The sequence below is a fragment of the Nitrosopumilus sp. S4 genome (assembly GCF_054515835.1).
This window is the reverse complement of record NZ_CM137258.1, coordinates 285,510-297,507: the sequence shown is the minus strand read 5'-3', so window position 1 is coordinate 297,507 and position 11,998 is coordinate 285,510. Positions and strand designations below refer to the sequence as shown.

At 34.9% G+C, this 11,998-nt stretch carries 11 protein-coding genes; 4 read left to right on the top strand and 7 right to left on the bottom strand.

The features are described 5' to 3' along the window. Positions 1-30 precede the first annotated feature (30 nt). Together ACX119_RS01485 and ACX119_RS01480 are read right to left on the bottom strand one after the other, a co-directional pair. Positions 31-2,199, bottom strand: coding sequence for a thrombospondin type 3 repeat-containing protein (locus ACX119_RS01485; RefSeq protein WP_459351392.1), 2,169 nt, complete (start codon positions 2,197-2,199; stop codon positions 31-33). A 14-nt stretch (positions 2,200-2,213) separates the two neighbouring features. Continuing rightward, entirely contained in the window at positions 2,214-4,601 is a 2,388-nt protein-coding gene (locus tag ACX119_RS01480) for a thrombospondin type 3 repeat-containing protein (RefSeq protein ID WP_459351979.1), read from the bottom strand. Between the two features lie 194 nt (positions 4,602-4,795). Here ACX119_RS01480 and twy1 point away from each other — a divergent pair, with 194 nt between their 5' ends. Beyond that, positions 4,796-5,824 carry a 4-demethylwyosine synthase TYW1 gene (gene twy1 / locus ACX119_RS01475; protein WP_459351391.1) on the top strand — a complete coding sequence of 343 codons (1,029 nt, stop codon included), beginning with the start codon at positions 4,796-4,798 and terminating at the stop codon, positions 5,822-5,824. Here twy1 and rdgB read toward each other — a convergent pair. Further along, positions 5,784-6,350, bottom strand: a complete 567-nt coding sequence (rdgB, locus tag ACX119_RS01470; protein WP_459351978.1) for an RdgB/HAM1 family non-canonical purine NTP pyrophosphatase — start codon at positions 6,348-6,350, stop codon at positions 5,784-5,786. The genes twy1 and rdgB overlap by 41 nt on opposite strands. Next, positions 6,334-6,954: a KEOPS complex kinase/ATPase Bud32 gene (locus ACX119_RS01465; RefSeq protein WP_459351390.1), complete on the bottom strand. Its 621-nt coding sequence runs from the start codon at positions 6,952-6,954 to the stop codon at positions 6,334-6,336. The genes rdgB and ACX119_RS01465 overlap by 17 nt, the downstream gene beginning before the upstream one ends. Positions 6,955-6,991: 37 nt before the next feature. On the opposite strand from ACX119_RS01465, the gene ACX119_RS01460 reads away from it, so the two are divergent. Further along, on the top strand, positions 6,992-7,318 hold the full coding sequence (locus tag ACX119_RS01460; protein WP_459351389.1) for a hypothetical protein: 327 nt from the start codon (positions 6,992-6,994) through the stop codon (positions 7,316-7,318). Here the strand turns inward: ACX119_RS01460 and kae1 are convergent. Together kae1 and ACX119_RS01450 are read right to left on the bottom strand one after the other, a co-directional pair. Further along, positions 7,312-8,295, bottom strand: a complete 984-nt coding sequence (gene kae1 / locus ACX119_RS01455) for a KEOPS complex N(6)-L-threonylcarbamoyladenine synthase Kae1 (protein WP_459351388.1) — start codon at positions 8,293-8,295, stop codon at positions 7,312-7,314. The genes ACX119_RS01460 and kae1 overlap by 7 nt on opposite strands. Position 8,296: 1 nt before the next feature. Then, positions 8,297-9,484 carry a redox-regulated ATPase YchF gene (locus tag ACX119_RS01450; protein WP_459351387.1) on the bottom strand — a complete coding sequence of 396 codons (1,188 nt, stop codon included), beginning with the start codon at positions 9,482-9,484 and terminating at the stop codon, positions 8,297-8,299. 73 nt (positions 9,485-9,557) lie between these two features. On the opposite strand from ACX119_RS01450, the gene ACX119_RS01445 reads away from it, so the two are divergent. After that, positions 9,558-10,106, top strand: coding sequence for an adenylate kinase family protein (locus tag ACX119_RS01445; RefSeq protein ID WP_459351386.1), 549 nt, complete (start codon positions 9,558-9,560; stop codon positions 10,104-10,106). A gap of 31 nt (positions 10,107-10,137) precedes the next feature. Then, positions 10,138-11,649 (top strand): tRNA guanosine(15) transglycosylase TgtA, encoded by a 1,512-nt coding sequence (tgtA, locus tag ACX119_RS01440; protein WP_459351385.1) that lies wholly within the window; start codon positions 10,138-10,140, stop codon positions 11,647-11,649. A gap of 38 nt (positions 11,650-11,687) precedes the next feature. On the opposite strand, the gene ACX119_RS01435 is transcribed toward tgtA, so the two are convergent. Next, positions 11,688-11,990 (bottom strand): ATP-binding protein, encoded by a 303-nt coding sequence (locus ACX119_RS01435; protein ID WP_007403030.1) that lies wholly within the window; start codon positions 11,988-11,990, stop codon positions 11,688-11,690. Between the last annotated feature and the right edge of the window lie 8 nt (positions 11,991-11,998).

Genomic DNA, 11,998 nt, shown 5'->3' with positions numbered 1-11,998 from the left:
TAGATTCTTCTAAAATTATGAAATCTGAGATCATGGATCAGGACAGCCGTCTTCGTCTCTGTCACCATCATAATCCTCAGGATCAAATGGACACAAGTCAAGATCATTTATGATACCATCCAAGTCATCATCATGGACAAATCTTTGCTGTTCTGGAGCAATATCAGGGCAACCGTCCCAATCTAAGTATTTGTTCCATGTTTCAGGTTGAGTAGGACAAGTGTCAACTACATCAGGATATCCATCATTGTCAGAGTCAGCATAGGTTGGAATAGTAGACTCTGCACCTGGAACGTCAGGACAACCGTCTTTGTCTAAGTAACCATTATAATTTTCAGGTTCGTTAATGCATGCATCCCATCTATCTTCAATTCCATCACCGTCAGTATCTGGGAATTGATATTGAGCTGTTGTAGAATCAACAGAGTCAGGACAACCGTCATCGTCTTGGAATCTATTGTATGTCTCAGGTTCAGATGGGCATTCATCTAAAATATTTGGAATTCCATCCATGTCAGAGTCAAGTTGTGTTGATAATCTATCAGGACAACCGTCTTTGTCTTGGAATCCGTTAAATGTTTCAGGTTGAGTAGGACAGAGATCTATCCTGTCTGGAATTCCATCACCATCAGTATCTGCTGATAATTTATCATCTGCAACATAATCAGGGCAGCCATCCCAATCTTGGAATTTATTATAAGTCTCTTTAGCAAGTGGGCATTGATCTACATCGTCAAGGATGCCATCACCGTCTGAATCACCATTGTATTGAAGAAGAATGCTGTCAGGACAACCGTCATCATCTTGGAATCCGTTATATCTTTCAGCAACTGTTGGACATTGATCTAGATGATCTGGAATTCCATCATAATCAGCATCAAGAAATTCTAGTGAAGTAGCACCTGGAACATCAGGACAACCGTCTTTGTCTAAGTAACCATTATAATTTTCAGGTTCGTTAATGCATGCATCCCATCTATCTTCAATTCCATCACCGTCAGTATCTGGGAATTGATATTGAGCTGTTGTAGAATCAACAGAGTCAGGACAACCGTCTAAATCTTGGAATCCATTGTATGTTTCAGGTTCAGATGGGCATTCATCTAAGTTATCTAAAACACCATCTCTGTCTTTATCATTAAAACCTAATGAATCAGGACAACCGTCTTTGTCTTGGAATCCGTTAAATGTTTCAGGTTGATTTGGACATAAATCTATTCTATCAATTATTCCATCACCGTCAGTATCTGCTGCAAATTTATCATCTGCAATATGATCAGGGCAGCCGTCCAAGTCTAGGTACTTGTTATATGTTTCAGGACTGAAAGGACATAAATCATCTTTATCTGGAATACCATCACCATCGATATCACCAGTGAACTTATACTCAATTAAATCCGGACAACCGTCATCATCTTGGAATTTATTATAATTTTCACGCTCTAATGGACATTCATCTCTATCATCAGGAATACCGTCATAGTCAGAATCTATGATTTTCAAAGATTCAGCTCCTGGGACATCAGGACAACCATCCCAATCAAGATATCCGTTATAGTTTTCTGGTTCATTAATGCATGCATCCCATCTATCTTCAATTCCATCACCGTCAGTATCTGGGAATTGATATTGAGCTGTTGTAGAATCAACAGAGTCAGGACAACCGTCATCGTCTTGGAATCTATTGTATGTTTCAGGTTCTAGTGGACATGCATCCAAAGGATCAGAAATGCCATCTCTATCAGAATCTTTTAGATTCATGGCATTTTCAGGGCAGCCGTCTTTGTCATCAATGCCATTGAATGTTTCTGGTTGATTTGGACACTTGTCCATATAATCAGGATAACCATCACCGTCTGAATCAGCAATATCTTTTGTTCCACTTGGAGCAATATCAGGGCAGCCGTCATCGTCTTGGAATTTGTTGTAAGTCTCTTTTACAGTTGGACAATTATCAATATGATCTTCTATTCCATCAGAATCAGCATCATACCATGGAACAAAATCAGCAGGACAGCCATCAATGTTGTTACCATATCGAGGATCATAGTCTTCTTTTAGATGAGGACACTGATCAATATCATTTGGAACACCGTCACCGTCAGAGTCTATTGCTTGATTGGCAAAGGCACCTGCAGGAAACATTCCAATTGTGGATGTAAGTAAAATCAAAAAGCCTAAAAGAATTTGTTTATTCATATTCATATACTCCATTAACTAGGTGGTGTGTCTGGACAACCATCTTCGTCTTGATAACCATTGAAAGTTTCAGGTTCTAATGGGCATAAATCATAATCGTTTATGATTCCATCTAAATCAGCATCATGTTTGTATCTTGATTGTTCAGGTGATATGTCAGGACAACCGTCACTATCCAAGTATTTGTTCCAAGTTTCTTTTTTGTTTGGACATAAATCATTATCATCAAATATTCCATCTCCGTCAGTATCAACTCTTAGATTTCCTGTAGGTACTGTATCAGGACAACCGTCATAATCTACATATCTATTCCACGTTTCATTTTGAGTAGGACACATATCCATTACATCTGGAACACCATCACCGTCAGAGTCAGGTTGGGTATCATCAACGTCAGGACAACCGTCATCATCTTGGAATCCGTTATAGTTTTCGGCAACTAGTGGACAATCATCATCAATGTCATTAATTCCATCATTATCTGAATCAACTACAAATGACTTTGTAATAGTATCAGGACAACCGTCATCATCTTGGAATCTATTCCAGGTCTCTTTAGCAGTTGGACATGCATCTATTGCATCTGGGATTCCATCTCTATCACGGTCACTTGAAGGAATATAATCATCAGGACAACCATCCCTGTCTAAAATTCCATTATACGTTTCTGGTTGGTTAGGACAATGATCATTGTAATCATTTATTCCATCACCATCAGAATCTGGTATGCCTTTGTTATCTGCTATATTATCAGGGCAACCATCCAAGTCTTGGAATTTATTATAAGTTTCAGGAGAATTTGGACATTGATCAATATCATCAGGTATTCCATCATAATCAGAATCTAAACTGGTAATGTATGGCGGATAATCTGGGCAACCATCATCGTCTTGGTATCCATTATAGCGCTCTCTTTCAAGAGGGCACTGATCTAAATGATCTGGAATTCCATCTCTGTCAGAGTCAAATTCAGTGGGGTTATCAGGACAACCGTCATTGTCTTGGTATCTATTCCAAGTTTCTGGTTCTAGAGGACATTGATCTAATTCATCTCTAATTCCATCACCATCTGAATCCAATACTGCAACATCAGGACAACCGTCTAAGTCACGATAACCATTAATAGTTTCAGGCTCTAGCGGACATTTATCATTCAAATCACTAATTCCATCGCCATCAAAATCAAATATAGACAAACCAGGAATACTATCTGGACAACCATCATGATCCTCAAATCCATTGTAAGTTTCTTTAGCAGTTGGACATTTATCTAAACCATCTGGAACTCCATCTCTATCACGGTCTTGTGTGGATAGAGTATCTGGACAACCATCTCTATCAAAGACACCATTGAATGTTTCTGGTTGGTTAGGACATAAATCAGCAAAGTCAGGAATTCCATCTCCATCTGAATCAGGAATTCCTTTATCAATAGTTATAAAATCTGGACAACCATCATCGTCTTGGTATCTATTGTAGGTCTCTTTTACATTAGGACATTGATCAATACTGTCAGGAATTCCATCTAGGTCTGAATCAAGATCACGAGTATATGGTGGAATATCTGGACAACCATCATCGTCTTGGAATCCATTGTATCTTTCAGGTTCAAGTGGACATAAATCATCAACATCTTTGATTCCATCACCATCGGTATCACCTAATACTCCATCAAATGCAGGAGCTGAATCGGGACAACCATCATAATCTGCAAATCTATTGAAAGTTTCTGGTTGATCTGGACAAATATCAAACTGGTCTGCTATTCCATCACCGTCTCTATCGCTAAATGTAGTATCTAATACAACATCAGGACAACCGTCTGTATCTCTATAACCGTTAAAAACTTCTGGTTCGTTTGGACATAAGTCAATTTTATCTGGAATACCATCATTGTCTGAATCAATAAAAGCAGAACCCGTTACAGTATCAGGACAACCGTCTTCGTCTTGGAATCGATTGTAAGTCTCAGCACTTAGTGGACATTTATCTAAATGATCTGGAACTCCATCTCTATCTCTATCACCAGAACCAAAAGTATCTGGACAGCCATCAGTATCCAAAATACCATTAAATGTTTCTGGTTGATTTGGGCAATTATCTAGAATGTCAACAATACCGTCACCATCAGAGTCTGGCAATCCACCTTCTCCACCTTCTGGAGCAAAGTCTGGGCAGCCATCTTCATCTTGGAATTTATTATAACGTTCTTTAAGACTTGGGCATTGATCTAAATGATCTGGAATTCCATCAAAATCCTCATCATACCATGGAACAAAATTTGATGGACATCCATCTATTGTACTCTCATAATCTTCTTGAAGATTGGGGCACATATCAATTGAATCCTCAACGCCATCTCTATCCAGATCTATTTCAGCAAAAGCTGGACTTAGAGGAATACTAGTTAAAGTAGTAACAAGCAAGACTAGGAACGGTAAAATATGTATTTTTTTCAATGCCTAAAAATACGTCGAGGATCCAGTTATTAAACCTCACTCTAGAATCAGCTAAAATCTTTGAAGATTTAGGGAAAAATTCCATGATGGACAAAAATCTCGATCAATTTAAGTAAATGAGATCAAGATTTGAACATATGAGTTGTTCAGGAGAAACAATTGAAGAGAATGATCAGCTAATTCAGATCAAACCAGCAATATCTGAGCAATTAAAAAAAGCAAAGTACGGTGTTGCAGATCATTCAACAGTAGAGCTTTGTCATTGGACAAAAAAATCTTTCAAGCATGAAGGAAGTTGTTACAAACACAAATTCTATGGAATTTCAACTCATAGATGCATGGAGTTTTCTCCAGCAGGTATGCACTGTGAGAATCGTTGTGTGTATTGTTGGAGACCAATGGAATTTTATGATTCTCTAAAAATGGATACTGAACAAGTTGCAGAACCAGAAGATATCCTAATAAAATTAATGGCAGAAAGAAAAAAACTAATCAATGGATATTATGGTGATTCTAGAAACGATAAACAAAGATTAGATGAATCATTGTTACCAAGTCACTACGCCATCTCACTTTCTGGTGAGCCAACCATGTATCCAAAACTTCCAGAGCTTATAAAATATCTAAAATCACTTGAAGCAACAAAATCAATATTCCTTGTGACTAACGGACAAGAGCCAGACATGATTCAACGATTACAAGATGAGGATGCATTACCTACACAGTTGTATCTATCAACTAATGCTGCAGATTATGAGTCATTTTTAAGAATTAACAAACCAAAATATGATGACTCATGGGAGAGATGGAACAGAACCCTTGACATGTTAAAGAGTTTGGATACAAGAACAGTTCTTCGAATCACTCTAATCCGAGACTTTAATACACAAAAGGAAATGATTCCAGCCTTTGCAGAAATGTTTAGAAAATCTAGCCCACATTTTATTGAAATTAAATCTTACATGCATATTGGTCGCTCAACTAATAGGCTAGAGCATTCAAACATGTTAGAAATGGAAGAAGTAAAACAATTCAGTGAAGAAATTATCAAACAAAGTAAGATATTTTCGTTAATGGATGAAAGTGTTGTGTCAAGAATTTGCGTACTGCAAAATAATGAAAGATTTATTGATCGTTGGATTCCTGCCTATCTAAATACCATTTAGAGAATTTTTTTAGTGCTTTGTATCTATGAGATAATTGATTTTTATTTTTTAATTCAGCAAAAGTTTTAGAAGAATTAATTGGAATAAAGATAGGATCATATCCCCAACCTTTTCCCTTTAGTGATTTACAAATCGTTCCATTAATCTTTGCGTTAAATGATTCTAAATGTTTTTTATCACAAAAAGTAATTATGGATTCAAACTTTGCTTTTCTATTATTTTTTAACAAATTAAGAATTCCATCATTACCAATAGTTTGAAAAACATATGATGAATATGGACCTGGAAATCCTGATAGAGATTCAATAAAAAGACCATCATCCTCTATAATCACAGGTTTTTTACATTTAGAAAACGCATCTTTAGCTTTTTTTGTTGCAATATCTTTTAATGAATTTGATTGAATTTCCTCTAGTTCAGTTTTAAAAAATCCAATTTCAATTCCAAATGTATTGAGAATTTTTTTTACTTCTTGATATTTGTGGTTATTAGATGATACAAAGTAAATATCAAACAACTGTTGCATATCTTCCACGACTCTCAATATCTGAAACCAGATTTAGAATTTTTACATAATACTCATTTCCAACCACAGATTTGTATCCTAAAAGGAAATTTTTCCAGGCTGGAATCATAATTTTAGCATGGGCACTGTTTAGAATTTCTTTAATTAATCTCAAATCAACTGCGTGATCTTCAGGTTTTATAGTATTTTGGGACAGACCAAAATCAATAACATAAACAACATTTTGAAATAAAATAAAATTTGATGTGGTCAAATCACCATGCATTATGCCGTTTTTATGTAGCAATCCAACCAATTTTCCAATTTCTTTTGATAATTCAATTATTTTTGATTCAGATAAATCATGGACGGGTTTGCCAGGGATTTCTTGCATAATAATTGAGGTATTATTCATATTAACAAAATAAACCATGGGTGATGGAATGCCAAATGATTTTACATGAGATAACATTTGAGATTCTTTAATCGTTCTTTGCTTTCTGATTTTTGAATCAAGAGAATCATTACGGTAGTTCTTAATCTTTCTAATTTTTAGAATTGCTTTAGAGTCTTGCCAAAAAGTTTGATAAATATCAGCTTCTGCGCCTTTTTTGATTAATTTCATTAACATTATATCCGTATGAATTCAATAAAAATTAATCATGGATGAAGGGGAAAAGAAGATCAAGCAAGAAGATTGTAATGAGGATAATCTAGGTGCAGGAATTCTCACATTAACAAATAAGAGATTAGCGTTTGATAAGACAAGCTCAAGAATGATGGATTTTTCTAAACGATTTGGTGATACAGTGATAGATGTTTCACTAGAGGATGTCACTAAAACTTGGAAAGAAGGATTACTAATCAAAAAAGTGTGTTTTACAGCAAAAACCGATAGTGGCGAACAAATCTTCAAGTTCGGAGTTTTTAATACTAAAGGATGGTTGAAAAGTATTGAAAACGCAATTAGTGAATTTAAAAATCAATAATCTACTTTAACAGAATCTAATCTCCATGATTGTGTAACAAAAGTATCCTTGAGATTTACACCATGCTTAACCTGAGATTCTAATAGACCAGTCCAGCAAATTTGACTTCCACAATCTCCTGAATATTTTAAAGGTACCACATAAAATTTGCAATTGTGTCTTTTGCAGACATCTTGAAGCATTTCGGATAATCTTTTGTTAGCTGCAACACCACCAACTATCATCAATTCTTTTTTGCCAGTAAATGATAGGGCTCGCTCAACGGTTTCGCTTATCATTGCAAACGCTGTTTCTTGAAGCGAATAACATGCGTCATTCTTACTTTTTTTTGCAATAGATTTTGTTGCAGATAATAATCCTGAAAAAGAAACATCATTTCCCTTTACAGAATATGGTAGTACAACATAGTTTGAAGATGAAGATGCCAAGTCTTCAATATTTTTGCCACATGGTGAAGCAAATCCAAGAGAGCGACCAAATTGATCTAAAAGTTGACCCAGAGTAATATCTAGAGTTTCTCCAAAAACTCGCCACTGCTTGTTTAGAAATGCTAGCAACATTGTATGACCACCCGACACCAAAAGAACAAGTGGATTCGTTGCTCCAGTAAGTAATTTTCCTAATTCAATATGTCCAATTGCATGATTGACAGGATAAATTGGAATTTTATAAAATGAGGAAAGAGATCTTGCTACTACTGCACCAACTCGTAAACAAGGACCAAGACCTGGACCTGCGGCATATGAAATAATGTCTAAATCCTTGATTGAGACATTAGCTTCTTTTAGACATTCAGAGAGAACAATTGAACTGTTTTCTATATGATGGCGTGATGCTTCTCTTGGATGAATACCTTCTCCATCATCTGGGCGATAAATTTTTTTTATATCAGAGAGAATTTTGCCTTTCTTTCCTTTTTTTTCTATTATAGCACAAGAGAATGTGTGAGCAGTACTCTCAATTCCTAGACCAAGCATATTATCCCCTACTTAATGTAGATACAATTTTGATAACATCGCCATTTTTGAGTTTTTGCTCTCCACTGATTCGTTGTTTTGTTTTACAATCAATAGCATGCAAAAATCCCTTTGCAATATCAGCGTGAATTAAACCGGCCAAATCTTTTGCAGTAGAATCTTGTGGAATTAATTTTGTGTCAGGCAAAATTACTCCATCTTTGTTTGTTAGTTTAGTTTCATCCTCTACAGGATAAACTACAATAAATTTAAGCGAATCAAATACTGCCGTGTTTAGAATTTTCTGAATGCCAGTAGAAGAAATTTTTGTTAATACAGACTTTACCAACTCAAGTGCTTTTTGTTGAGGAGGTGGAATTTCTTTTCCTTGAATGATATTGAATTCTTCATCTCCTGGTGAATAGTGTATAATTCCTGCTTTTGCTGCTTTACGTAGTAGCAATTCAGTTTCAGCACTGCAAGGAATTGCAATGTCTGGAATTTTTTTAATCACTTCCAAATCCTTACATAAATCTGCTTTATTTGCTGCAATAATCATGGGTTTAGTACTCTTTCTTAATTCCTTTACAAACCTTTGAATGTCTTCATCTTTCCAATCTTTTGGATTTTTTGAGATTAGACCTTGTCTTTGTAAAATTTCTTGCACTTGATAGTCCTTTATTCCCAATCCAGTAAATCGCTTTGCAATTCCATCAGTTAGTTTTGCACGTTTTTGATCAATTTCTCTTGTAATCTTATCCCACTCTCGCTTTAGAATATCTGCAAACCATTGATCAAATTCATCTTGAACAAATGCAATATCCTCTAGTGGATCATGAGTTCCAACTGGAATTGGTTGTCCTTGGATATCAGTTGTTCCTGCAATATCTACAACATGTATCAGCACTTCAGCTTGTCTTGCGTCATCAAGGAATTGATTTCCTAGTCCTTTTCCTTCATGTGCACCAGGAACTAATCCAGCAACATCAATTAGTTTGACTGGAATAAACCTAGTACCGTTAATACATAATGGATTTTCATGTTTTATTCCAAAATGTTTGCATGCACAATCAGACTGAACATAAGCGACACCAATATTGGGTTCGATTGTAGTAAATGGGAAATTTCCTGACGCTACAGGTGTTTCAGTTGCAGCTGAGAAAAAAGTAGATTTTCCAACATTTGCTTTACCTAATAGTCCAATTTGCAATATTCTCAAAAATTCAATTCTACTTATTAGTATTGCAGAAATCGTTTAATGTTGATTATACAATTTTTAGTTCATGTCGATTGTAATTACTGGAAATCCAGGAGTAGGAAAACATAGTATTTCAGATAAAATTGCTCAAAAATTAAATCTAGATGTAATTGACATCAACCAAATAGCAAAAGATTCGGGATTGTTTGAAGTAAATGAAAGTTCTAATGATGTAGATACTGAGAAACTAAAAAAAATCCTTAAAGAAAAAATTTCTAAAAATAGCCTAATTATAGGACATTTAGCGCCATATGTTTTAGAAAAAAATCAAGTGAAAAAGATAATCATTCTAAGAAGAAACCCCTATGATCTTCTTGAGGTGTATAAACAAAGAAAGTATAATGATAAAAAAAGTAAGGAAAACACAGGTAGTGAAATTTTAGGTATTATCACCCATGATGCAATAAAAGAATTTCAGGAGAAAGCATTTCAAATAGATACGACTGAGAAAAGTATCCAAGAAGTAACAGAAAAAGCCATTAATGTTATTTTAAACGATATCCAAACTGAAGAAGTTGATTGGCTTGATTTAGTAACAAAAAATAATGATTTTAAAAAATTTTTTGATGATTGATTAAATAACGCCTTACATTTTGATAGATTACTTGTTTGAAATATCAAAAACAGATTTAGCTGGAAGGATTGGAACCCTTTATACCAATCATGGAAAGATTGAGACACCAGCTTATGTTCCTGTAATTCATCCAGTAAAACAAACCATTCCATCAAAGAAAATTCAAGATATGGGTTTTGATCTAGTAATTACCAATGCATACATTACAAAAAATAATTATGGAGATGATGCAATTAAAAAAGGAATTCACAAAATTATTGATTTTGGCGGTGCAATCATGACAGATTCAGGTGGTTACCAGGTTTTGGAATATGGAGATCTAAAAGTTTTACCACCAGAGATGGCAAATTTTGAGAAGGGAATTTTAACAGATTTTGCAATACCACTTGACAAACCAACGGGATTCGGTTTACCAATTAAAAAAGCTGAAGCGTATGTAAAACATACTCTTAAAGTTTCAAAGCAAACCCTTGATGAAAAAGATAATAACGGTCAGATATGGATTGGTCCAATTCAGGGTGGAGAACATTTTAAACTAGTTGCAAAATCAACAAAGAGTCTAGTAGACATTGGATTTGAAATGTTGGCTTTGGGAAGTCCAGTTGAATTTATGGAGTCATACGAATATAGATTATTGGCTCAGATGATAGTAGCTGCAAAAAAGAATATGCCTCATTCAATTCCATTGCATCTTTTTGGAGCAGGGCATCCATTAACCATTCCATTTGCAGTGGCTTTGGGTTGCGATACTTTTGATTCAGCATCATACATGCTTTATGCAAAGCAATTACGATATATCACCGATGATGGTACTCGTTATTTATCAGATATTTCCACTTTCCCATGCAATTGTGAAGTCTGCACAAAATACACCCCAGATGAATTACGTCAGCTAGAATCAACGGATAAGATCAATCAGTTAGCGATTCATAATTTGTATTCAATAAAACTTGAAGTTGACAGAGTAAAACAGGCAATTCATGAGGGGAGATTATGGGAGTATGTAATGAAAAAGGCAAGGGCCCATCCCAAATTATTTGAAATGATTGAAGTGATGACCAAAAACTATGAATTTCTAAGTATAACTACTCCAAAATTTAAAGAAAAAGCAATTTTCCTTTATGGAAAAGAAGATCAATTTCGGCCAGAGGTTCAATCATATCATAATATGGTAAGACAGTTCAAATCAAAGAAAAAAAGAATAGTCATCACAAATGAGACCAACACAAAGCCAGCATATCTGTCACATCAATATGTGGGATTAAAAAGAAAAATCAAAGATTTTGAATCTTTCCAAGTTTGTCAATATAACCCAATTTTAGGATTAATTCCAATAGAAATTTCAGATATATTTCCTGCTGCACATCATGAAACTGCTAGAATTGATTTCGATCCTAAAGAATTCTCAATATTTGAGAATACTTGGAAAACATTCTTTGACAAAAATAAATTTGAAGAAATACATTATGACAAAAAGGATGAGTTTGTAAAACATTTTGTAAAAACTCTACCAAAAAAAATTAAGAAAAAATCATTTGCCTAATTAAAAATAAGAAAAAAGAATGTGCTAAAAGATTCAGCTTATAGTGCTGCGTCTTCTGCCCAACCTTTGATGAAGATACCGTTTTTGTGAAGAGGTACTGGTTGTCCAGCGGTGTAATTCATTGGTCTCATCCAAAAGATTGATTTTGTTGGGCATACACCTATGCATGCACCATCAGAAATACATCTTTCTGGGTAGAAAACAAATGCTTTACCTCTCTTCCAGCCTTCAACAGGTTTTACTCTAAGGACATCTGGACCAAGAGTTGTACAGATTTCTACACATAGTGCACATCCGATACATCTTTGTTCATCAATGTCTGGAAGTATTGCTATTGGCATTACAATTA

Excerpts from the sequence above, each read along its gene's own strand:
- rdgB (WP_459351978.1), bottom strand. The coding sequence starts at position 6,350 with ATGCAACAGTTGTTTGATATTTACTTTGTATCATCTAATAACCACAAA.
- ACX119_RS01465 (WP_459351390.1), bottom strand. The coding sequence starts at position 6,954 with ATGAAATTAATCAAAAAAGGCGCAGAAGCTGATATTTATCAAACTTTT.
- ACX119_RS01485 (WP_459351392.1), bottom strand. The coding sequence starts at position 2,199 with ATGAATAAACAAATTCTTTTAGGCTTTTTGATTTTACTTACATCCACA.
- twy1 (WP_459351391.1), top strand. The coding sequence starts at position 4,796 with ATGAGTTGTTCAGGAGAAACAATTGAAGAGAATGATCAGCTAATTCAG.
- ACX119_RS01445 (WP_459351386.1), top strand. The coding sequence starts at position 9,558 with ATGTCGATTGTAATTACTGGAAATCCAGGAGTAGGAAAACATAGTATT.
- kae1 (WP_459351388.1), bottom strand. The coding sequence starts at position 8,295 with ATGCTTGGTCTAGGAATTGAGAGTACTGCTCACACATTCTCTTGTGCT.
- ACX119_RS01460 (WP_459351389.1), top strand. The coding sequence starts at position 6,992 with ATGGATGAAGGGGAAAAGAAGATCAAGCAAGAAGATTGTAATGAGGAT.
- ACX119_RS01435 (WP_007403030.1), bottom strand. The coding sequence starts at position 11,990 with ATGCCAATAGCAATACTTCCAGACATTGATGAACAAAGATGTATCGGA.